The organism is Streptomyces sp. NPDC005263, assembly GCF_042872365.1.
Classification (GTDB): domain Bacteria; phylum Actinomycetota; class Actinomycetes; order Streptomycetales; family Streptomycetaceae; genus Streptomyces.
Genome location: NZ_JBIAKJ010000004.1, coordinates 58,279 through 80,457 on the forward strand (window position 1 = coordinate 58,279; position 22,179 = coordinate 80,457).

Below are 22,179 nucleotides of genomic sequence, written 5' to 3' on the forward strand. Positions count from 1 at the left end.
GATTCCACCGGAGCGGAACCCACCGGCGCGCCGTAGCGGACGGTCAGTCAGACGTGCCGTATCAGGCGGTCGTGAGGCGCTCGATCGCCTCGTCCACCGTCAGCTCCTCGCGCTCACCGGACCGGCGGTCCTTCAGCTCCAGCACGCCCTCGGCGGCGCGTCGTCCGGCCACCAGGATCCGCGGTACGCCCATCAGCTCCGAGTCGGTGAACTTCACGCCCGGGGAGACACCGGCCCGGTCGTCGACCAGGACGCGCAGTCCGGCCGCCGCCAGCTTGTCGGAGACGTCGAGGGCGAGTTCGGTCTGGAGGGCCTTGCCCGCGGCGACGACGTGCACATCGGCCGGGGCGACCTCGGCGGGCCAGCACAGGCCCTTGTCGTCGGCGGTCTGCTCGGCGAGGGCGGCGACCGCGCGGGAGACGCCGATGCCGTAGGAGCCCATGGTGACCCGGACCGGCTTGCCGTGCTGACCGAGGACGTCGAGCTTGAGGGCGTCGGCGTACTTGCGGCCCAGCTGGAAGATGTGGCCGATCTCGATGGCGCGGTCCAGCTTGAGGCCGGTGCCGCACTTCGGGCACGGGTCGCCCTCCTGGACGACCACCACGTCGACGTACGCGTCGACCTCGAAGTCACGGCCCGCGACCACGTTCCTGGCGTGTGTGTGCTCCTTGTTGGCGCCCGTGATCCAGGAGGTGCCCGGCGCCACCCTCGGGTCGGCGATGTACCTGACCTTCTCCAGGCCCTGCGGGCCGACATAGCCGCGGACCAGCTCGGGGCGGCCCACGAAGTCCTCGGCGGTGACCAGCTCGACCGCGGCCGGCGCGAAGTGCGCCTCCACCTTGTCCAGGTCGACCTCGCGGTCACCGGGCACGCCGACGGCGACGATCTCGCCGTCGACCTTCACGAGAAGGTTCTTGAGGGTCGCGGAGGCCGGGACGCCGAGGTGCGCGGCGAGGGTCTCGATGGTGGGGGTGTCGGGGGTCGGGATCTCTTCGAGCGCGGCCACGCCGTCGGCGTCCGCCGTCGTCAGCTCGTAGGTGATCGCCTCGGTGTTGGCCGCGAAGTCGCAGTTCGGGCAGTCGGCGAAGGTGTCCTCGCCGGCGCCCGCCGGGGCCAGGAACTCCTCCGACTTCGAGCCGCCCATGGCGCCCGCGGTGGCGGCGCAGATGCGGTAGTCGAGGCCGAGACGCGCGAACACCTTCTGGTACGCCTGGCGGTGCAGCGCGTAGGACTGGGCGAGGCCCTCGTCCTCGGTGTCGAAGGAGTAGGAGTCCTTCATCAGGAACTCACGGCCGCGCAGGATGCCGGCCCGCGGGCGGGCCTCGTCGCGGTACTTGTGCTGGATCTGGTAGAGGATGACCGGCAGGTCCTTGTAGGAGGACGCCTGGTCCTTCACCAGCAGCGTGAAGATCTCCTCGTGGGTGGGACCGAGGAGGTAGTCACCGCCCTTGCGGTCCTGGAGGCGGAAGAGTTCGGGGCCGTACTCCGCCCAGCGGCCGGTCGCCTCGTAGGGCTCGCGCGGCAGCAGCGCGGGAAGCAGCACCTCCTGGGCGCCGATCGCGTCCATCTCCTCGCGGACGATCCGCTCCACGTTGGCGAGGACCTTCTTGCCGAGCGGCAGCCAGCTCCACAGACCGGCGGCGGTACGGCGGACGTAGCCGGCCCGGACGAGCAGTTTGTGACTGAGGACCTCGGCGTCCGCCGGGTCGTCGCGCAGCGTCTTCGCCATCAACTGGGACATGCGCTGGACCGGTGCTTTCGCCATGGCTCTCGTACTCCTGCTGATAAAGGGTGATGGCAGGAGGTTAGCCGGGGGGTCCGTCCCGTCGGAAATCGATTGTCGCCGCGCTATCGCCTGCGCAGCGGCAGCGGGGCCCCCATCACCGCGTACGGCTTCGGGGCGCTCGGGAACAGGACCTGGCGGGCGAGGTCCTGGTAGCCGAGGGAGTGGTAGAGGCCGCGGGCCGGGCTGTCGATGTCGATCGCGGAGAGGATCGAGCGGGGTTCGGCGGCGCCGTCGGTGATCGTGGTGATCAGCGACCGGCCGATGCCGCGGTTCTGGTAGCGGGGGTGGACGTGCAGCTCGGTGATCACGAAGGAGTTGTCGAGCCAGTCGTCGCAGTGGCGCGCCCGGAGATACGGCTCCACAACGGTGGACCACCAGTGGGTGCGGTTGTTGGGCATGCCGTAGACGAATCCCACCAGGTTGCCTCCGGCGGTCGCGCCGAGGGCCCTCGCTCCGGGGTGGGTCATGTGGCGCAGGACGATCTGACGGCGTACGGCGACCTCGTCGGGACCGAGTCCGAAGGCGACGGCTTGGACTGCCAGGGCCTCGTCGACGTGGGCGGAGAGATCCAGGGGGCCGATGACGAGGTCCATGCGGGGAGCGTACAGGGGCGCGCGTGCGTCCTGTCGGGTGCGGGTGATCAGTGGCTGTCCGCGCCGCGGACAAGGCGGATCGATCCGGCGGTGGTGGTCGCCGTCCGCCTAGAACAACACGCTCATGAACGCGCCGACTTCCCTGAAGCCCACCCTCCGATAGGTGCGCCTCGCCGCTGTGTTGAAGTCGTTCACGTAGAGGCTGACGACGGGGGCCACGTCGGCCAGGGCGAAGCGGAGTACCGCCGCCATGCCGGGAGCGGCGAGGCCCTGGCCCCGGTACTCCGGGGCCACCCAGACGCCCTGGATCTGGCAGGCGCGGTCGGTCGCGGCGCCGATCTCCGCCTTGAACGCGACCTTGCCGTGCTGGTCGAGGCGGGCGAACGAGCGGCCGGCGCCGACGAGTTCGGCGACGCGGGCCTGGTACAGCAGCCCTCCGTCACCGGCCATCGGGGAGACCCCGACCTCCTCGGTGAACATCGCCACACAGGCCGGCATGATCGTTTCCATCTCGTCCTTGCGGATGCGACGGACGTAGGGATCGGGTGCGGTGTCGGCCGGCAGTCGGTCGGTGACCATGAGGGGCTGCTGGCGGCGGACCTCGCGGGCCGGGCCCCAGCTGGGTTCGAGCAACCGCCAGAGCTGGGCGGTGGGTTCGGCGGGGCCGACGATGGAGGAGCAGCGGCGGCCGGCCCGGCGGGCCCGGTCGGCGAAGGCCCGGACGGCCCTCGGGGTGGCGCAGATCGGGACCAGGTTGGCGCCCGCGTAGCACAGGGACGTCAGCATGCCGTCCTCGTACCAGCCCCACATCTCGCCGCCGAGCCGCCACGGGTCGAGGCCCGCCACCTGGATCCGGGATGTCACGAAAGCGTTCGCGACTGGCTCGCGGTCGAGGACGGCGAGCGCGGCATCCAGGTCGCTCGGTTCGAGGACCCGGGAGGTCGTCTGGGTCAACACGGGCGGGGGCCTCACACTCGGGTCTGCTGGTCCCCGCACTGTACCCGCGGAAGCTGAGCCGCGCCGCCCTGTGTTTCCGCCCTCTTGTCCGTAACGTAACCGTCTGCCGCCGTCTCGGCGCCGGGCTGCCGTCCCGTCTCAAGGGACGGCGCCCCCGGACCCGCTTCGGCCCGGAACGGGCCTCGTCCTCGAACGCCGGGCGGCTTCGGTGCCCGGACCGGAGCTTGAAAAGTCACACCGGCCCTCGCCCGAACCCGCCGGTCCTCGACCGAACCCGTCGGTCGGTACTCGACCGAAACCGTCAGCCCGCCACCGACGCCGTCAGCCCGCCACAGACACCGACGGCTCGCCCGAGAGCACGCCGTCCGCCTCCATCTGCTCGGCCAGCTTCATGGCCTCCTCGATGAGGGTCTCCACGATCTTCGACTCGGGGACGGTCTTGATGACCTCGCCCTTGACGAAGATCTGGCCCTTCCCGTTGCCGGAGGCGACACCGAGGTCGGCCTCCCGGGCCTCGCCGGGGCCGTTGACGACGCAGCCCATGACGGCGACGCGCAGCGGAACCTCCATGCCGGTCAGGCCCGCGGTGACCTCTTCGGCCAGCTTGTACACGTCGACCTGGGCGCGGCCGCAGGACGGGCAGGAGACGATCTCCAGTCCGCGCTGCTTGAGGTTGAGCGACTCCAGGATCTGGTTGCCGACCTTGACCTCCTCCACGGGGGGCGCGGAGAGGGAGACGCGGATGGTGTCGCCGATGCCCTCGCTCAGGAGCGCGCCGAAGGCGACCGCCGACTTGATCGTGCCCTGGAACGCCGGGCCCGCCTCGGTCACACCGAGGTGCAGGGGGTAGTCGCAGGCGGCGGCGAGCTGGCGGTACGCCTCGATCATCACGACCGGGTCGTTGTGCTTCACGGAGATCTTGATGTCCCGGAAGTCGTGCTCCTCGAAGAGGGACGCCTCCCACAGGGCCGACTCGACCAGCGCCTCGGGGGTGGCCTTGCCGTACTTCTGGAGCAGGCGCTGGTCCAGGGAACCCGCGTTCACACCGATGCGGATCGGGGTGCCGTGGTCCTTCGCGGCCCGCGCGATCTCCTTGACCTTGTCGTCGAACTGCTTGATGTTGCCGGGGTTCACCCGGACCGCGGCGCAGCCGGCCTCGATGGCCGCGAAGACGTACTTCGGCTGGAAGTGGATGTCCGCGATGACCGGGAGCTGCGACTTGCGCGCGATCGTCGCGAGGGCGTCGGCGTCGTCCTGGGTGGGGCAGGCCACCCGGACGATCTGGCAGCCGGAGGCGGTGAGCTCGGCGATCTGCTGGAGGGTGGCGCCGATGTCGGACGTACGGGTCGTGGTCATCGACTGCACGGACACCGGGGCGTCTCCACCGACCGCCACAGACCCGACCTGGATCTGCCGGCTCTTGCGGCGCTCGGCGAGCTTGGTCGGAACGGACGGCATGCCGAGAGAAATCGCAGTCATCTGCTGTGCAACCCCAAGTCGTGGATCAAGGTTCGGTCCCGTCAGCAGCGGGCTCCGAGCTTCGAGATTACGGCACGAGCGTGAACGCGGGCGCACGGCGTCCCCTCGGTTCGCCCGTTGGGCTCCCCTCTCGGCCGAGCGGGCATGGCCCTCGTTCCGGGGGGACATGCTCCTTGGCTGTTCACTCTGCCCGGCCCGTCCCGGGCTCGGAGGTCGGCGTGCTGGCCGACAGCCGAACGGCACCCTCCCCTCGTACGGATCGTGCGAGGGGAGGGTGCCGTTGCGGGCGGTCGTCGCCGGGGGACGGCGACCGTTTGTCAGCTGATCTTCACGGGGTTGACGACGTCCGCGACCAGGACGAGCAGCGTGAAGCAGATGAAGATTCCCGCCACCACATAGGCGACCGGCATCAGCTTCGCCACGTCGAACGGGCCGGGGTCGGGCCGCTTCAGCACCCTCGCCACGTTGCGCCGCAGCGCCTCCCACAGGGCGCCCGCGATGTGGCCACCGTCGAGCGGCAGCAGCGGAAGCATGTTGAAGAGGAAGAGGGACAGGTTGAAGCCCGCGACCAGCATCAACGCCATCGCCAGTTGCTGGGTCGGCGGGATGTCCAGGGTGAAGATCTCGCCGCCCACGCGGGCCGCGCCGACCACGCCCATCGGGGAGTCCGGTTCGCGCGGGCCGTCGCCGAAGGCCGCGTCCCACAGGGCCGGGATCTTGCCGGGCAGCGCCGCGAGGGAGTCGACGGCGTCGCCCACCCGGTCGCCCATCCAGGTCACGGAGTCGCCGAAGTCCTGCTTCACGATGCCGGTGGCGGCGCTGAAGCCGAGGAAGCCGGCGGTGACGTACTCGCCCTGGACGTACTGGCCGCTGGAGTCCTTCTTGGCGACCTGGTTGGAGGCGATCTTCGCGTGCAGGGTGAGTTGCTCGCCCTTGCGGTCGACGACGATCGCCACCTCCTTGTCGGGGTTGGCGCGGATGAGGTCGGAGAGCCGGTTCCAGTCGTCGGTCTTCACGCCGGCGAAAGAGATGATCTTGTCGCCTGCCTTGAGACCGGCGGCCGCGGCCGGGGAGGCCGGGTCGGACTTCTTGCAGTCGTCGCGGTTCTGGCTCTGTGCGATGACGCACTTGGAGACCGAACTGACGGTGTTGGTCTGCTGGGAGATGCCGAAGCCCATGAGGATGGTCAGGAACAGCGCCACCGCCAGGACCAGGTTCATGAAGGGGCCCGCGAACATCACGATGACCCGTTTCCAGGGTTTGCGTGTGTAGAAGAGGCGGTTCTCGTCACCGGGCCGGAGCTCTTCGAACGCGGCCGAGCGGGCGTCCTCGATCATGCCGCGCCAGGGCGAGGTGGACCGGGCCTCCAGGCGGCCGTCCGGGCCCGGCGGGAACATGCCGATCATGCGGATGTAGCCGCCGAACGGGATGGCCTTGACGCCGTACTCGGTGTCGCCCTTCTGGCGCGAGAAGATCGTCGGTCCGAAGCCGACCATGTACTGCGGCACGCGGATGCCGAAGAGCTTGGCGGTGGACAGGTGCCCCAGCTCGTGCCACGCGATCGACACCAGCAGGCCGACGGCGAAGATCACTATGCCGAGGATGAACATCAGGGTCGTCATGCACGGGCCTCCGCCGTCTGTGCCGCCAGTTGCCGGGCCCGGGTCCGCGCCCAGGTCTCCGCTTCGAGGACGTCCGCGACGGTGAGCGAGGTTCCCCTGGCCGGGGTGCCGTGCTCGTCCACCACCCGGGTCACGGTGTCCATGATGCCGTCGAACGGCAGCGCGCCGGCCCGGAAGGCCTCCACGCACTCCTCGTTGGCGGCGTTGAACACCGCCGGTGCGGTGCCCGCGAGCTGCCCCACGTGTCGCGCCAGGTTCACCGACGGGAAGGCGTCGTTGTCGAGCGGGAAGAACTCCCACGTCGACGCCTTGCTCCAGTCGAAGGCGGGCGCCGCGTCGGGCACGCGTTCGGGCCAGCCGAGGCCCACGGCGATCGGCCCCCGCATGTCGGGGGGCGTCGCCTGGGCGATTGTGGATCCGTCCGTGAACTCAACCATCGAGTGGACATACGACTGCGGGTGCACGACCACCTCAATCCGATCGAAGGGAATGTCGTACAGGAGGTGCGCCTCGATGACCTCCAGGCCCTTGTTGACGAGGGTCGCGGAGTTGATCGTGATCACCGGGCCCATGGCCCAGGTGGGGTGGGCGAGGGCGTCCTCGACCGTGACGTTCGCCAGCTGTGCCTTGGTACGGCCCCGGAAGGGACCGCCGGACGCGGTGACGACGAGTTTGCGTATGTCGGCCCGGTTGCCCGAGGCCAGCGCCTGGAAGAGGGCCGCGTGCTCGGAGTCGACCGGGATGATCTGGCCCGGTTCGGCGAGGTCCCTGACCAGCGGGCCGCCCACGATGAGCGACTCCTTGTTGGCGAGCGCGAGGGTGCGGCCCGCCTCCAGCGCGGCGAGGGTCGGGGCCAGACCGATGGAGCCGGTGATGCCGTTCAGGACGGTGTGGCAGTCGGACGCGGCGAGCTGGGTGGCCGCGTCCGGTCCGGCGAGGATCTCGGGGAGCGGCTCGGTGCCGTACCGGGCGCTCAGGGCCTCGCGCAGGGCGGGTACGACGTCCTCGCGGGCCACGGCCACGGTGCTCGCCCTGAGCCGGTGCGCCTGCTCGGCGAGGAGGGCGACGCGGCCGCCGTTCGCGGACAGGCCGGTGACCCGGAACCGGTCCGGGTTGCGCAGCACGAGGTCGATGGCCTGGGTGCCGATCGAGCCGGTCGAGCCGAGGATCACCACGTCCTTGGGCCCGTCGCCGACGACCGGGTCGTACACGCGGTGCGGGTCGGCCAGGGCGCGAGTCGCGGGCCCCGTACCGGGCGTGCTCGGGTCGGGGCCCGGTGCGGCGAGGGTGAGTGCGTGGCGTCGCGGGGTGGACGGGGTCTCCGACCCGTGCCCTGAGGGGGCTGGACTGTCGCTCATCCCCCCATTGTTGCCGTAAGGACGGTGTGTGAGGACAGCGCGCCCCCCTCGTCCCCCGCACGGGGGGCCGAAGGGGAACGCGTTCTGTCATGGGTCGGTCAGCGGATCGGGCGGCGGGCGTTGGCGCGCTCGCTCGGCCCCGGTGTCGCGTCCGCGATCCACGGACCGTCGCCCGACGGGTCGACGATGCCCTCCTCCAGCCACTCGTAGGTGCCCGAGAGCACGCCCTTGACGACCTTGTGGTCGAGGTCGTCGGTGTTGGTCCACAGGCGGCCGAAGAGTTCCTCGACCCGGATGCGGGACTGCCGGCAGAAGACGTCGGCGAGCTGGTAGGCCTCCCGGCCGTGGTCGTCGGTGGCGCGCAGGAGTTCCGCGCGTACGCAGGCCGCGCTCATCGCGAACAGTTCCGCGCCGATGTCGACGATCCGGCCCAGGAAGCCCTGCTTGGTCTCCATCCGGCCCTGCCAGCGGGACATTGCGTAGAAGGTGGAGCGGGCGAGCTTGCGGGCGGTGCGCTCGACGTAGCGCAGGTGTCCGGAGAGGTCCACCTCATGGTTGAACTCACTGTAGGAACGCGGGAGTTGCCCTGGTCCGGCGATCAGTTTCGGCAGCCACTTGGCGTAGAAGACGCCCGCATTGGCGCCCGCCCTCGCCTTGTCCGACAGGGACTTGTCGGGGTCGATCAGGTCGCCGGCCACCGACAGGTGGGCGTCGACCGCCTCGCGGGCGATCAGCAGGTGCATGATCTCGGTGGAGCCCTCGAAGATGCGGTTGATGCGCAGGTCGCGCAGGATCTGTTCGGCGGGTACCGCGCGTTCCCCGCGGGCGGCCAGGGACGCAGCCGTCTCGAAGCCGCGGCCGCCGCGGATCTGGACCAGTTCGTCGGCCATCAGGCAGGCCATCTCGGAGCCGTACAGCTTGGCGAGGGCGGCCTCGATGCGGATGTCGTTGCGGTCCTCGTCCGCCATCTGGCTGGCGAGATCGACCACGGCCTCCAGGGCGAAGGTGGTCGCCGCGATGAAGCTGATCTTCGAGCCGACCGCCTCGTGGAACGCGACCGGCTTGCCCCACTGCTCCCGGGCCGCCGACCACTCGCGGGCGATCTTCAGACACCACTTGCCGGCGCCCACGCACATCGCGGGCAGCGACAGCCGGCCGGTGTTGAGGGTGGTGAGCGCGATCTTCAGGCCCGCGCCCTCGGCTCCGATGCGGTTCGCGGCGGGAACGCGGACCTGGTGGAAGCGGGTGACGCCGTTCTCCAGGCCGCGCAGGCCCATGAAGGCGTTGCGGTGCTCGACCGTGATGCCCTCGGAGGCGGCCTCCACGACGAACGCGGTGATGCCGCCCTTGTGCCCCTCGGACTTCGGCACCCGGGCCATCACCACCAGCAGGTCGGCGACCACGCCGTTGGTGGTCCACAGCTTGACCCCGTCGAGTACGTAGTCGTCGCCGTCCGGGACGGCGGTGGTGGCCAGGCGGGCGGGGTCGGATCCGACGTCCGGCTCGGTCAGCAGGAACGCCGAGATGTCCGTGCGGGCCAGGCGCGGCAGGAAGGTTTCCTTCTGCTCCTGGGTGCCGAAGATCTTCAGCGGCTGGGGAACGCCGATCGACTGGTGGGCGGACAGCAGCGCGCCGAGCGCCGGGTTCGCGGTGCCGACCAGGGCGAGGGCCTTGTTGTAGTAGACCTGCGTGAGGCCCAGGCCGCCGTACTTGGTGTCGATCTTCATGCCGAGGGCACCGAGCTCCTTGAGCCCGTTGATCGTCTCGTCGGGGATCAGCGCGTCGCGTTCGATCCGGGCCGAGTCGATCTTCGTCTCGCAGAAGTCGCGCAGTTTGGCGAGGAACTCCTCGCCGCGCTGGGCGGCCTCGTCGGGCGGCATCGGGTGGGGGTGGATGAGGTCGAGCCGGAAGCGGCCGAGGAACAGTTCCTTGGCGAAGCTGGGCTTACGCCAGTCCTGCTCCCGGGCGGCCTCCGCCACCTGGCGTGCTTCACGCTCGGTGACGGTGGGTTGGGTGGGTGGTGCGGACATTGAGGCTCACCTCGCCGCGAATCGGGACCTTGGGGCCGTTTGGTTACTGACGGGTGCTACCCGTTCGTATGTACCCGATCCATCCCGACCCCACCACCCCTGGCGCGTCCGTTCAGCCGATGCGGTCACCGTCGGTCGTGTCCAGCACGTCGGCCTCGGCTCGGGCCACCGGACGCCATGAGCGCCTCCGGACCGGTGGACCCGCGCTCCCCCACCCCGATCCATGGCCCGGGACGGCCGGTCGTGATACGCAGGAAACCGCGACGCGGCCCCGCACCGGGACGTCTGTGTCGAAACCTCGGGAAGTCTCTGTCGAAGCGCTTCGACAACCTATGGACACCCACCCCCGCTGAAGCTACTGTCGAACCACTCTCACCCGCCCCTGTTCATATGGCGCACTGTCGAAGCGCTTCACAAAGCTTGGAGAGCTGGATGGTCACCCTCGCCGAGGTCGCCCAGCACGCCGGAGTCTCGGCGAGCACGGTGAGCTATGTCCTCAGTGGCAAGCGGTCCATCTCCACCACCACCCGGCAGCGGGTCGAGCAGAGCATCCGCGAACTGGGCTACCACCCGAACGCGGGCGCCCGCGCCCTGGCCAGCAGCAAGTCGAACATCATCGCGCTGATGATCCCGCTTCGCACCGACATCTATGTGCCGGTGATGATGGAGATCGCCATCGCGGTGGCCACCGCGGCCCGCGCCCACGGATACGACATCCTGCTGCTCACCGGCGAGGAGGGGCCCGACGCCGTACGCCGGGTCACCGGCAGCGGGCTCGCCGACGCGATGATCCTGATGGACGTCGAACTCGACGACGAGCGGCTGCCGTTGCTGCGCGGCACCCACCAGCCGTCCGTGCTCATCGGACTGCCGGCCGACACCACCGGCCTGACCTGCGTGGATCTTGACTTCCGGGCGACGGGGGCGCTGTGCGTCGAGCACCTCGCGAAGCTCGGACACCGCGACATCGCTGTCATAGGCGAGGCCCCGGCCGTCTACGAACGGCACACCGGCTTCGCCGAGCGCACCCTCGACGGACTGCGTTCGCGCGCCCAGGAGTTGGGCGTGCGGCTGCTGCACCGGCCGTGCGGGGGCGGGTACGACGCGATGGCCGTGACCCTCGCCCGGGTGCTCGACGAACGCCCCGGCACCACCGGCTTCGTCGTGCAGAACGAGTCGGCGGTCGAGCCGCTGCTCGCCCTGTTGCGCCAGCAGGGCCGGGCCGTCCCCGAGGACGTGTCGGTGGTCGCGATCTGCCCGGACCAGGTCGCCGTACAGGCCTCGGTGCGGCTGACGTCCGTCGCCATCCCCGCCCAGGAGATGGGCCGGCACGCGGTGGAGCGTCTGATCGCCAAGCTCGTCGGCAGCGGCAGCGACGAAGTCGTGCTGATCGCGCCCGAGTTGACGGTCCGGGCAAGCACGGGACCGGCTCCGTCCACGCTTTCCTGACCCCTCCGCCCCCGCCCCCTCCACACCCCCTCCCCGCGCGCCTCTTCTGCCCGTAGCTCCGTCCCGCCCGTCTTCCCAGCCACTCCCGCCACTCCCGCCGTGCCCGCCCGGGCACCGCCCTGCCCCGCCAGGGGCCCCTGTCTGCCTGCCCTGCTTCTGCCCTCCTTCAAGGAGCACTCAGTGACTCAGTCCGCCGAAACCCAGCACCTGGCCGGGGACCAGCCCCAGGTCAGCCTCGCGCAGTCGTCACCCACCGTCGGCACCTTCCGGGAGCGGGACGGCGCGCTGGAGTGGAGCGGCCGCCAGGAGACCGTGCGCGTCGAGCCCTGGGGCCCGGACGCGGTCCGGATCCGGGCCCGGCTCGGTGGGCCGATCCTTCAGGGGCTGCCGGGCGCGCTGCTCGACGAGCCGCCCCTCACCGAGTCCACCGTCAAGATCGAGGACGGCCTGGGGTCGCTGACCGTCGGCGCACTGACCGTCGAGGTCGACGCCGAGGGCCTGATCCGCTTCCTGCGCACGGCCGACGGCACGGAGATCCTCGCGGAGGACCGCGCCCACTTCTGGTGGCCCGGCTCGCGCCTCTACACCGCCGTCGGCAACGGCCACCACCGCCTGGAGCAGCGCTTCGCCGCCTACGACGACGAGAAGCTGTTCGGCCTCGGTCAGCACCAGCACGGCCGGCTGGACCAGAAGGGCCTGGTCCTGGACCTGGTCCAGCGCAACGCCGAGGTCGGCATTCCGGTCCTCGCCTCCAGCCGCGGCTACACCCTGCTGTGGAACAACCCGGCGATCGGGCGCGTGGAACTGGCCGGCAACGGCACCCGCTGGGTGGCGGACTCGGCCCGTCAGATCGACTACTGGATCACCGCGGGCGACCCGGCCGACGGCCAGCGCCGCTACAGCGCGGTGACCGGCCGTACGCCGATGATGCCGGAATGGGCGGCGGGCTTCTGGCAGTGCAAGCTGCGCTACCGCACCCAGGACGAACTCCTCGCCGTGGCCCGGGAGTACAAGCGGCGCGGGCTGCCCCTGGCCGCCATCGTGTGCGACTTCTTCCACTGGACACACCTGGGCGACTGGAAGTTCGACCCGAAGGAGTGGCCGGACCCGGCGGCGATGGTCCGCGAACTCGACGAGATGGGCGTCAAGTTGGTGGTGAGCGTGTGGCCGTCGGTGTCGCCGCTGAGCGAGAACCACCCCGTCATGGATCAGCGCGGGTACTTCATCGGCACCCAGTACGGCCCGATGGCGCACGCCGACTGGCCGGACAAGGAGGTCGCCTCCACCGTCCAGGTCGCCTTCTACGACGCCACCAACCCCGAGGCCCGCGACTTCGTGTGGTCGCGGGTGCGGCGCAACTACCTGGAGCGGTACGGCATCACGGCCTTCTGGCTTGACGCCTGCGAGCCGGAGCTGAAGCCGGGCTTCCAGGAGAACCTGCGCTACTGGGCGGGCCCGGGTCTGGAGGTCGGCAACCTGTACCCGGCCGAGAACGCCCGCACCTTCCACGAGGGCCTGGTCGCGTCCGGCGAGGACGAGGTGATCACCCTCAACCGCTCGGCGTGGGCGGGCAGTCAGCGCTACGGCGCCGCCCTGTGGTCCGGTGACATCGGCACCGACTTCCCGACCCTGCGCCGCCAGATCGCGGCCGGTCTCAACACCGCGCTGTCCGGTATCCCCTGGTGGAACACCGACATCGGCGGCTTCCACGGCGGCGACCCGGACGACCCGGCGTACCGCGAGGTGATGGTCCGCTGGTTCCAGTTCGGCGCGCTGTCCCCGCTGATGCGTCTGCACGGCTTCCGCGACCCGGCGATGCCGCTGGGCCCCGAGATGACCGGCGGCCCCAACGAGGTGTGGTCGTACGGCGAGGAGGCCGGGGCGATCATGGAGCGGTATCTGCGGCTGCGTGAGCGACTGAAGCCGTACGTCCTGAAGGTCATGCGCGAGGCCCACGAGGAGGGCCTGCCGGTCATGCGCCCGCTGTTCCTGGAGTTTCCCGAGGACCGGGCGGCCTGGTCGGTCGACGACGCCTACCTGTTCGGGCCGGACGTGCTGGTCGCCCCGGTGCTCACGGCGGGCGCCACCAGCCGCACCACCTATCTTCCGTCCGGCGCGACCTGGACGGACGCGTGGACCGGGGAGACGTACGAGGGCGGTCGGGCCGTGACGGTCGACGCCCCGCTGGACCGCATCCCGCTGTTCCTGCGGGACGGGGCGAGCCTTCCGGTCGCCGAGTAACCGCATCCCGGGGGGCGGTGGTTTCGTCAACGTGCTTGTTCAGCACACTTGTTGCCGAGCCACCCGCCCCCGAAAGAAGGAACTCGCCTCGTGTCTTCCACCCCATTCCCTCTGACGCTGGCCAATCAGTTACTGCGGCCCGCGCTGGCCTCCCGGCGCGACCCGGACCGGGTCTTCGACCGGATCGCCGGCAAGGCCGGGCTACGGGACGGGGACGAGTGGTTCACCGAAGACTTCAGACTGCTGTTGCGTGAGTGGGCGGCCGACGAGGGCCTGTCACCGGTCGGCTGGCAGTCCGCGCTGTCCCACGTCCGCAGGCATCTCACCAACCGGGCCCGGATCGGGCGGCTGCTCGCCGAGCACCCGGCGATCGCGCGGGAACCCGTCGAGAAGCCGGTGTTCGTGGTCGGTCTGCCGCGCACCGCCACCACACTCACCCACGGCGTGCTGTCCCTCTCCGACGAGCACCGCTGTCCCCGGCTGTGGGAGCTGCTCGCCCCCGGCCTCGCGCCCTCGCCCCAGGAGCGGCAGAAGGCGATCACGTCCGCGCGCCGGATGCTGGACGGAACGTATCTGCTCACCCCGCGCTTCCGCGACATCCATCCGATGACCGCCGAGGGCCCCGAGGAGTGCACCTTCCTCCTGCCGCACGCCCTGGTGCCCCTGTCCCAGGCCCAGCTGCCGGAGTACCACGCCCGGCAGTTCGAGCGGGACTTCGTCCCCGACTACCGGCACCTCAAGGAGTGCTTGCAGGTGCTCCAGTACGGTCGGCCGCGCCGCCGCTGGATCCTGAAGTCCCCCATGCACACCGGGAATCTCGACGCCCTGCTCACTGTGTTCCCGGACGCCACTCTCGTGTGGACCCACCGCGACCCGGTGACCGCGGTCGCCTCGTTCTGCAGTCTGGTCGAGTGCGGTATGGCCCTGTCCCGTCGCCGGGTCGACCCGCACGCTCTGGGAGCCACCTGGCTCGACCTGCTGAGCCGCTCGGTCCGGCGCGGACTCGCGGCCAGGGCGGACGTGCCCCGCGGGGCACTGGTGGACGTGCCGTATTCCTGGCTCGGCTCCGACCCGGCGGCCGGCGCCCCGAAGCTCTACGAGGCCGTCGGCGCCCGGTGGACCGACGCCGACGCCGCGCGGCTGCCCGAGGTCGCGACCCACCTCAGGGGCAGCCGCCCGCACCGCTACGACCTGGGCCACTACGGTCTGACGCGGGCCGAGGTCGAGTCGGCGTTCGCCGACTACAACACCCTGCGGGCCGAGGTCGACCACGCCTGACGGCATGGCCGGCCCCGGCCCGGGCGGCCGGTCAGCTGCTGCTGACCGTCAGGTTGTTGGCGACGAAGTCCTTGCCGCCGGACGACGAGGTGATCTCGAAGCCGAACTGGACGTCACCGATGGTCTCGTTGCCGAACCAGCCCTTGGTGTCCTTGATCCACTTGAGGATCGGCAGGATGTTCACGGTGCCGGAGGTCGAGTTCGAGGTGCGGACGAACGAGAAGACCTGGTTGGCCCCGTTGGTGCCCTTGTAGACGGTCCAGGTGTGGCCGCCGAGGGTCACGTTGCCCTGCGAGGTGCCGAGCGGGCCGACGGCTCCGGTCTTGTTGACCCAGAGCATGATCTCGTAGTCGTAGTCGGTGTCCCAGATGTCGTACGACGTGTTGTACGCGCCGGACGACGGGACCGTGACGTTGTAGGTGCTGGAGAGCGAACCCAGCGAGGTGATCGACTTGTTGATCACCTTCTTGGCGTTCGGGTAGGACTTGATGCCGCCGGTGTCGGGGTGGTTGGCGTTGACGCCCCAGTTGGTGCCGGAGTTGGCCCAGATGCACTGGCTGCCGGCGCCGGAGCCCCAGATGTTGTTGTAGAGCGTGTAGCCGTTGAGGCTGGTGTTGCCCCACTGGTCGCAGGAGCTCCAGACGGCCGCCGAGGCGGGGGCGGAGGCCAGGGAGACGGTGGCGCCGATGGCCATCGCCGGGGCCAGTACGGCCATGGTGACCTTGCGCAGTGTGCTCATTGCCATGGTGTGCCTTTCCATGGGTGGGGGGGAATCGCGGGGGGAGTTACCACGTCCTCAGGGTGATGACGTGGTCTTCTCCGGCGACGAGGTCGAGCGGCCGCGCGCCGGAGGAAGTCCTGAGTTCGACACGGTGGCTACGGGTGGGGCGTAGCACCGCGTGTGCTTCTTGTGGGCTCCAGGTCAGGTCGAGCTCGGCCCCGAACCGGGTCCGGACGCCCCGCAGCCGGCCCGTCGGGTACGCCGCCGGAAGCGCGGGCAGCAGGATCAGCCGGTCCGGCGTCGAGTGGACGAGCATCTCGACGAGCACAGCGGGCAGGGTGTGCGCGGCGTCCGCGTTGTAGACGTCCCGGTCCGGGTAGTGGGCGCTCATCAGCGAGTCGTGGAAGAAGTCGCCCTCGAGCACCTGACGGAGGGCGTGCGCGACTCGTTCGCCGTCGCGCAGCCGGGCGGCGACGAGGGCGTGGTGGAGGTGGCCGTGCGCCGAGTCGTTCTCGGAGCCCCGCAGTTCGAGCGCCCGGTGCGCGGCCGCGGCGAGGTCCGGGGTGTCGTACGGGGTGATCTCGTCCAGCGGCCAGACGCCGTAGAGGTGGCTGAGATGACGGTGGTCGTAGGTGTCGTCGAGGCCAGGCGTGGCCCACTCGGCGAGGGCGCCGTCGGCGTTGGTCCGGTGGGGCGGGAGGCGGTCGGCGAGCGCGCGCCAGCGGTCGGCCTGTTCCGGCTGGTCGGGGTGGTAGGCGGCGGCGGTGAGCAGGGCGTGCCGGGCGGCGGACAGGTCCATGGCCGCGTTGACCGCGCCCCAGCTCGCGTTCGCCGGCCGGTTCTCCGGTGAGTAGGAGGGGACCACGACCAGGTGCCCGTCGGGGTCCGTGCGGGTGAGGAAGTCCTCGTAGAACAGGGCTACTTGGGCGAGTGCGTGGGCGGTGCGCGGGTCTCGCTCGCCGCGGGTCTCGTCGTGGTCGACGAGCGGCTTGAGCAGCCAGTCGGCGCCCGCGGTCCACAGCTGGTGCGGGTACTCGCGGGCGAAGTGGTACGTCAGTCCCGACTCGCCGTCGGTGTGCGTGGGCGCCACGACACCCCGGGCGCCGAAGATCGCGCGAGCGTTCTCGGCCCAGTCGTCCAGCTGGCGGTGGATCAGAGCGGCGTGCGCCTCGGTGACTTCGGGGAGGGCGGTCGCGGCCGCTGACGCCGTCTGGAGGTTGAGGTTGGCATTGGTGGTGAAGGCGCCGGACCACGCCGTGTTCCAGTCGCCGGTCCACAGGCCCACCAGGCGGGGCGGGAGCATGCCGCTGGCGGAGAGCAGGTGGTGGCGGCCGGCGGCGAAGAGGCGTTCCAGAAGGGCGGGACTGTCGGGGCGGGCGAGCAACTCCGAGCCGGGCAGCTCGCGTTCGGCGGGGTCCGCGTCGAGGTCGAGAGTCACCCGCTGGTACGCCGTGCGGTGTGGGGCGGTGTGGCGGGCCAGGAGGCCGGTGTACGGGTCCTCGTCGGCCGGGAGCAGGTCGCCGAGGGCGCGGGCCTGGGCCTGGGCGTCGGGGTCGGACGGGTCGGACGGCTCGATCAAGCCGGTCAGGGCGGTCAGGCCGTTCGGGGTGGTCTCATCGGCCTTCGGGGTGGTCTCGTCGCCGTTCGGGGTGACCGGGGCGTCCCTCCGGTCCGGGTGGCGCAGGACCCGGGTGAGCAGCAGCACGGAGGCGGCGCCGGTGATCCGCAGGCCGGGGGGTGTGAGGGCGGTACGGCCACCGGAGACCACGACCAGCGTCACGCCGGTGTACCCGCGGTCGCTGCCGGGATAGCGGGCGCGCAGGGTGAGCAGGGCGCCCTCGGGGGTGAGGACGGCGCCCTGGCCGACGGCGAGGTCTTGGGGGGCGCCGGGGAGCCGGTGGTCGAGGGAGATGTCCAGGTCGGGCGCGTCGATCCGCTGGACGACGACGTCGTCGGCGCGGGAGACGAAGACCCGGCTGCGCAGGCTCGCGCCCTCCGTCGTCGCCTCGCCGGTGGTGAAGTCGAGGTGGCGGCGGTACGCGCCCGGCTCGGCCGGCTTCGTCCTGCGCAGCCGTATCTGGAAGGCGGGGTGGAAGGGCTGGACCCACTGGAGGTCCCGGCCGTCGGTGAAGGCCTCGGCGGCGGTCAGGTCCCCGGCGAGCAACCTGTCCTGGAGTGCCGGGAGTTCGGCGGCGAGTTCCGGCGGGCGGGCGTGTTCGCTCCCGTTGGGGCGGACCAGACTGTGATGGGTGACGATGACGCGCTCGTCGTTCGGATCGCCGAACACCAGGGCTCCGTGGCGGCCGTTGCCGCTCAGGAAGGCGTCCTCCCAGCGGGCGGCGGGCCGGGGCTCCCAGGTGCCGTGGACGGGGCCGGAGGTCACCCCTTCCTCGCCCATGCCGTTCTCCGTCATGGCTTCAGCACCGCCACTCCATGGCGGCCGAGGGTGATCTCGTCCGTCACGGTCGCGCCGGTCAGCAGGTCCCGGTGGGTGCCCGGCACCTCGACGGTCACCGGGTCGCGCCCGTGGTGCAGGAGGAACAGCAGGTCACCGCGGCGGACCGCCTCGACCTCGGGGGGCAGTGCGTCGAGCGCGGGGCGGGCACCGGCGTCACCGGCGATCCGGGCGACCAGGTCGCGCAGCGCCGTCGGCTCGGGGAGCGTCGAGAGGTACCAGGCGCGGCCCTTGCGGAGCACGGCGGGCAGTTGGTCGAGTTCGCCCTCCCGGTACGCCGCCTCCGTCTCGGCGTCCTCGGTCTTCTCGATCTCCTCCGACCACAGGGTGCCGCGGAAGCCGTCGCACTGGACCTGTTCGCCGGCGTCCAGCGGCCACCACTCGTGCAGCGTGCGGATGCCGAACAGGTCGCGCAGGCGGGCGTCCATGCCGCCGGGCCGGACCCGGTCGTCCTGATCGGCGACGCCGGTGAGGAAGCCGGAGACGAGGGTGCCGCCGTCCCGGACGTACCCGAGGAGGTTGTCGATCGCCGCGTCCGTGAGCGCGTACAGCTGCGGGACGACCACGAGCCGGTACCCGCTCAGGTCGTGCTCGGGGTGCGCGAAGTCCGTGGTGAGGTGGGCCTCCCAGAGGGCGCGGTGCCAGGCCCTGAGGAGGTCGGGGTGGTCGACCTGGTCGGAGAGCCTGCCGTCCTGGGCGGCGGCCCACCAGGCGTGCCAGTCGTGCAGGACCGCGATGTCGTTCGGGGTGTGCGTGCCCGTCACGTCCGCGCTGATGGTGGCGAGTTCGGCGCCGAGCCGCTTCACCTCCTGGTAGGTCCGGCCCTCCTCCCCCGCGTGGCTGACCATCCCGGAGTGGAACTTCTCCGCGCCCTGCCGGGACTGCCGCCACTGGAAGTAGCAGACGGCGTCCGCGCCCCGGGCCACGGCCTGGAGCGACCAGAGCCGGTTGAGGCCGTGCGGCTTGGGGTGGTTGACGCCCCGCCAGTTGACCGGGCCGGCCGCCTGTTCCATCAGCATCCAGGGGCCGCGGGCCTGCGAACGGGTCAGGTCCTGGATGAGGGCGCCGTGCTGCGCGCCGAGCGGGTCACGCGGGTCGGGATAGAGGTCGACCGAGACGACGTCCTCCTCCTCGGCCCAGCGCCACGCGTCCTGGCCCATCCACAGCGGCATGAAGTTGCTGGTGACCGGGAGGTGCGGGGTGGCCCGGCGGACGATGTCGCGTTCGGCCGCGTAACACTCCAGGAGCATGTCGGACGTGAACCGCCGGAAGTCCAGCACCTGGCTCGGGTTCTTCATGTAGTGGGCGTGGCGCGGCGTGTGGATCTCGGCCCAGTCGCCGTAGCCCTGGCTCCAGAACGCGGTGCCCCAGGCCTCGTTGAGGGCGTCGAGGGTGCCGTACCTGTCCCGGAGCCAGCTCCGGAAGCGGGTGGCGGCCTGGTCGCTCCAGTCGTAGGTGCAGTACTCGTTGTTGATGTGCCACATCGTGAGGGCCGGGTGGGCGCCGTAGCGGGCGGCGAGGTCCTCGGTGATGGCGGCGGCGTAGCGGCGGTAGGTGGCGCTGGAGTGCGAGAAGTGCTGGCGTCCGCCCCACCACTCGGTGCGGCCGTCCTGGTCGACGGGCAGGGTGTCGGGGTGCAGATGGCCCATCCAGGGCGGCGGGGAGGCGGTGGGGGTGGCCAGGACGACCCCGATGCCGTGGTCGTGCGTCAGGTCCATCAGCCGGTCCAGCCAGCCGAAGTCCCGCTCCCCGGGGCGGGGTTCGAGCTTCGCCCAGGAGAAGACGCCGAGGGTGACGGAGTTGACGCCGGCCGCCTTCATGAGGCGGACGTCCTCCTGCCAGGTCTCCTCGGGCCACTGCTCGGGGTTGTAGTCGCCGCCGTAGAGGATGCGGCCGCGGGTGGCGTCGCCCAGGTTCGGCATCAGACGGGCTCCCCGTACTGGATGCCCCGGCCGTTGGTGGCGACGTAGACGCGGCCGTACAGTCGCGGGTCGGCGGCGATGGTCGCGCCGATCCAGCCCCATTGGTGCTGGTCGTCGTTGACGCGCACCCAGCTCTTCGCGCCGTCGTCGGAGCGGTACACGGCGGTGATCGCCTCCGTGGAGCCGACCTGGTAGACCGCCGGGTAGTCGGCGCCGTCGGCGGCCTTGCCGAAGGCGAGGGTGTACGAGGCCCAGCAGCTGGTGAGCTTGGTGAAGGTCGCTCCGCCGTCGGTCGACCGGTAGAGGCCGTTCCCCTTGGTGCTCAGCCACAGGTCGCCGGAGCGCCCCGGGGCCGCGGCCAGCTGGAACTGGCTGTCGCCAAAGGGCAGTCCACTCGCGCGCGCGGTGAAGGTGAGGCCGCTGTCCGTGCTGGCGAACAGGGTTCCGGTGTCGGTGTCGTACGCGTAGAAGCGCGTCGGGTCGGCCGGGTCGGCGAGCGGGGTGGCGCCCTTGGGGTAGGTGGAGACCTCGGACCAGGTCGCTCCGTCGTCCGTGGAGCGCTGGGCGGGGTAGGTGGTGCCGTCCCAGTGCACGAAGGTCCACAGCAGCACGCTGCCGTCGGTGTTGGTGGCGATCGGCCCGGGTGCGTCCTTGGCGAGGGCGGGCTGGGTCGCGAAGGCTGTCCAGGACTTGCCGCCGTCGTTCGAGCGGGCACCGTTGCCGTGGTCGCCGAAGCCCGTGCGGACGACGTACGACGGTCTGGCCGCGGCCTGCGCGAGTCCCGTCGCCGACCCGAACACGGGGTTGCTCGCCATGCCCCGTGACGGCGACGCCGTGAGCCGCTCGTGGTACATCACACCGACGTCCCCGAGGCCGCTGAGCAGGTGCGCCTGTCCGGTCGGTGGCGAGATCAGCTGACGTACGGAGGTCTCCTCCAGACCGCGGATCCGCGGTGCCCAGTGCTTCAGGTCCCGGGTGCCGTAGAGGGTGGCGCCGGTGCCGTAGACGACGTGCTGGGAGTCGTACGGGTCGACGGCGACGGCCTGGATCCACCAGCCGAACTTGGGCCGGTCGGCGCCGAAGGTGAGGAACGGGGTCTCGGAGACGTCGAGGACCGCCGAGTCCTTCAGGGACGTCCAGGTGCGGCCGCCGTTCGTGGTCCGGTACAGGGTGTCGACCGCGGCCCAGCGGTTGTTGGTGGAGACGACGAGCGTGCCGGGGCGGCGGGCGTCGACGGCGACTCCGCCGTAGGCGAAGGTGTCCGAGGACCCGTCGCTGGTGGTTCCTCCCGGCTTCACCGGTGTGACGTCGGTCCACTTGCCGCTCGCCGCGGCCAGCTTGTGCACGCTGCCGCCCGACTGCCCGTTGGGGCCGGGGGCGTCGGCGTACGTCACGTACAGCTCGCGGGTGTGGCGGTCGTGGGCGGCGCGGATCGGCACCTTGGCGGAGGCACCGGAGGGCTGTCCGGGCACGGCCTCCCAGGTGCTGCCGTCCGCGGTCCGGTAGAGGTTCGGGGAGCCTGCGGTGCCGTCGGAGTCGCCCCAGCCGGCGTAGACGGTGCGACCGGCGGCGACGAGGAGGGTGACGCCCTGGCCGCTCGCGCTCGGCGTGCCCGGGAAGCCGCTCACGGCTGCCCAGGTCGCGCCCCGGTCGGTGGACTTGAGGAGTCCGTCGTGGCGGGTGCCCAGCCACAGGGTGTCGCTGTCCCGCGGGTCGACGAGCAGCCGCTCCCCCGCGCCCCGGCCGTCCTCGTTGCCGCCGAGCTTCACGGTGAGGTCGGTACGGGTCCACGTGGCACCGCGGTCCTCGGAACGCAGCACCGCCCCGTTGCCGGCCCAGGACTGGGCGTAGGTGCCGAGGGCGAGGTAGAGACGGTCGGGGTGGGCGGGGTCGACGGCGATGGCCTCGACGCCGAGGAGGTTCCAGTCGTCCCAGCCGAGGTGATCGGTCAGCGGGGTCCAGCGTGCGGCCCGGTCGTCCCAGCGGTAGGCACCGCCGATGTCGGTACGGGCGTAGGCGAGACCGCGTACGGAGGGATGGAAGAGGACGCCGGTGACGAATCCGGTGCCGCCGATGACGGCGGTGCGCCAGCGGTAGGCGGGGGCGGCGGCCGGGGCGGCGGCCTCCGCACGCTCGTGGAAGGACGGAACGACGGTGAACGCGGCAGCGGCCGCGGCTCCACCAAGAACGGCACGACGGCCTGGCCCGGACGCGCACATGACACATACCTCGCTGATCGAGAAAGGGGGAGATGCCTACCTGGGGGGCGCGGGGAACTGCGCGCCCAG

14 protein-coding genes are annotated in these 22,179 nt (G+C 71.1%); 3 read left to right on the top strand and 11 right to left on the bottom strand.

The window, feature by feature from the left end; genetic code table 11:
• Positions 1–61: 61 nt before the first annotated feature.
• The 7 genes from ACFYRY_RS18840 to ACFYRY_RS18870 form a co-directional block, all read right to left on the bottom strand.
• Positions 62–1,765 (bottom strand): proline--tRNA ligase, encoded by a 1,704-nt coding sequence (locus ACFYRY_RS18840; RefSeq protein WP_356767327.1) that lies wholly within the window; start codon positions 1,763–1,765, stop codon positions 62–64.
• Positions 1,766–1,848: 83 nt separating this feature from the next.
• Positions 1,849–2,379: a GNAT family N-acetyltransferase gene (locus ACFYRY_RS18845; RefSeq protein ID WP_389146463.1), complete on the bottom strand. Its 531-nt coding sequence runs from the start codon at positions 2,377–2,379 to the stop codon at positions 1,849–1,851.
• A 108-nt stretch (positions 2,380–2,487) separates the two neighbouring features.
• Entirely contained in the window at positions 2,488–3,336 is an 849-nt protein-coding gene (locus ACFYRY_RS18850; RefSeq protein WP_389146466.1) for a GNAT family N-acetyltransferase, read from the bottom strand.
• Between the two features lie 321 nt (positions 3,337–3,657).
• On the bottom strand, positions 3,658–4,815 hold the full coding sequence (gene ispG / locus ACFYRY_RS18855; RefSeq protein ID WP_356767333.1) for a flavodoxin-dependent (E)-4-hydroxy-3-methylbut-2-enyl-diphosphate synthase: 1,158 nt from the start codon (positions 4,813–4,815) through the stop codon (positions 3,658–3,660).
• Between the two features lie 317 nt (positions 4,816–5,132).
• Positions 5,133–6,425: a M50 family metallopeptidase gene (locus tag ACFYRY_RS18860; protein ID WP_389148321.1), complete on the bottom strand. Its 1,293-nt coding sequence runs from the start codon at positions 6,423–6,425 to the stop codon at positions 5,133–5,135.
• 8 nt (positions 6,426–6,433) lie between these two features.
• Entirely contained in the window at positions 6,434–7,648 is a 1,215-nt protein-coding gene (dxr, locus tag ACFYRY_RS18865) for a 1-deoxy-D-xylulose-5-phosphate reductoisomerase (RefSeq protein ID WP_389148324.1), read from the bottom strand.
• 245 nt (positions 7,649–7,893) lie between these two features.
• The gene (locus ACFYRY_RS18870) at positions 7,894–9,825 is read right to left on the bottom strand and encodes an acyl-CoA dehydrogenase family protein (RefSeq protein WP_389146470.1); all 1,932 of its coding nucleotides are present in this window, start codon (positions 9,823–9,825) and stop codon (positions 7,894–7,896) included.
• A 432-nt stretch (positions 9,826–10,257) separates the two neighbouring features.
• Here ACFYRY_RS18870 and ACFYRY_RS18875 point away from each other — a divergent pair, with 432 nt between their 5' ends.
• The 3 genes from ACFYRY_RS18875 (at position 10,258) to ACFYRY_RS18885 (ending at position 14,793) form a co-directional block, all read left to right on the top strand.
• Positions 10,258–11,274, top strand: a complete 1,017-nt coding sequence (locus ACFYRY_RS18875; RefSeq protein ID WP_389146473.1) for a LacI family DNA-binding transcriptional regulator — start codon at positions 10,258–10,260, stop codon at positions 11,272–11,274.
• Positions 11,275–11,454: 180 nt separating this feature from the next.
• A complete protein-coding gene (locus ACFYRY_RS18880) occupies positions 11,455–13,515 on the top strand; it encodes a TIM-barrel domain-containing protein (protein ID WP_389146476.1) in 2,061 nt (686 codons plus the stop codon).
• 90 nt (positions 13,516–13,605) lie between these two features.
• Positions 13,606–14,793 carry a sulfotransferase family protein gene (locus tag ACFYRY_RS18885; protein WP_389146478.1) on the top strand — a complete coding sequence of 396 codons (1,188 nt, stop codon included), beginning with the start codon at positions 13,606–13,608 and terminating at the stop codon, positions 14,791–14,793.
• A 31-nt stretch (positions 14,794–14,824) separates the two neighbouring features.
• Here the strand turns inward: ACFYRY_RS18885 and ACFYRY_RS18890 are convergent, their stop codons facing one another.
• Genes ACFYRY_RS18890 through ACFYRY_RS18905 form a run of 4 tightly spaced genes read right to left on the bottom strand, consistent with a single transcriptional unit; the run spans position 14,825 to position 22,110 of the window.
• Positions 14,825–15,538 carry a hypothetical protein gene (locus ACFYRY_RS18890; RefSeq protein WP_389146481.1) on the bottom strand — a complete coding sequence of 238 codons (714 nt, stop codon included), beginning with the start codon at positions 15,536–15,538 and terminating at the stop codon, positions 14,825–14,827.
• A gap of 40 nt (positions 15,539–15,578) precedes the next feature.
• Positions 15,579–17,927, bottom strand: a complete 2,349-nt coding sequence (locus ACFYRY_RS18895; RefSeq protein WP_389146483.1) for a glycoside hydrolase N-terminal domain-containing protein — start codon at positions 17,925–17,927, stop codon at positions 15,579–15,581.
• Positions 17,924–19,891 (bottom strand): beta-galactosidase, encoded by a 1,968-nt coding sequence (locus ACFYRY_RS18900; RefSeq protein WP_389146486.1) that lies wholly within the window; start codon positions 19,889–19,891, stop codon positions 17,924–17,926. The genes ACFYRY_RS18895 and ACFYRY_RS18900 overlap by 4 nt, the downstream gene beginning before the upstream one ends.
• Entirely contained in the window at positions 19,891–22,110 is a 2,220-nt protein-coding gene (locus tag ACFYRY_RS18905) for a WD40/YVTN/BNR-like repeat-containing protein (RefSeq protein ID WP_389146489.1), read from the bottom strand. The genes ACFYRY_RS18900 and ACFYRY_RS18905 overlap by 1 nt, the downstream gene beginning before the upstream one ends.
• Positions 22,111–22,179: the final 69 nt, after the last annotated feature.

What these genes read in the sequence shown, in the direction of transcription:
- ACFYRY_RS18845 (WP_389146463.1), bottom strand. Translation starts at nt 2,379, where the DNA reads ATGGACCTCGTCATCGGCCCCCTGGATCTCTCCGCCCACGTCGACGAG.
- ACFYRY_RS18875 (WP_389146473.1), top strand. Translation starts at nt 10,258, where the DNA reads ATGGTCACCCTCGCCGAGGTCGCCCAGCACGCCGGAGTCTCGGCGAGC.
- ispG (WP_356767333.1), bottom strand. Translation starts at nt 4,815, where the DNA reads ATGACTGCGATTTCTCTCGGCATGCCGTCCGTTCCGACCAAGCTCGCC.
- ACFYRY_RS18840 (WP_356767327.1), bottom strand. Translation starts at nt 1,765, where the DNA reads ATGGCGAAAGCACCGGTCCAGCGCATGTCCCAGTTGATGGCGAAGACG.
- ACFYRY_RS18895 (WP_389146483.1), bottom strand. Translation starts at nt 17,927, where the DNA reads ATGACGGAGAACGGCATGGGCGAGGAAGGGGTGACCTCCGGCCCCGTC.
- ACFYRY_RS18900 (WP_389146486.1), bottom strand. Translation starts at nt 19,891, where the DNA reads ATGCCGAACCTGGGCGACGCCACCCGCGGCCGCATCCTCTACGGCGGC.
- ACFYRY_RS18870 (WP_389146470.1), bottom strand. Translation starts at nt 9,825, where the DNA reads ATGTCCGCACCACCCACCCAACCCACCGTCACCGAGCGTGAAGCACGC.
- ACFYRY_RS18890 (WP_389146481.1), bottom strand. Translation starts at nt 15,538, where the DNA reads ATGGCAATGAGCACACTGCGCAAGGTCACCATGGCCGTACTGGCCCCG.
- ACFYRY_RS18860 (WP_389148321.1), bottom strand. Translation starts at nt 6,425, where the DNA reads ATGTTCATCCTCGGCATAGTGATCTTCGCCGTCGGCCTGCTGGTGTCG.
- ACFYRY_RS18905 (WP_389146489.1), bottom strand. Translation starts at nt 22,110, where the DNA reads ATGTGCGCGTCCGGGCCAGGCCGTCGTGCCGTTCTTGGTGGAGCCGCG.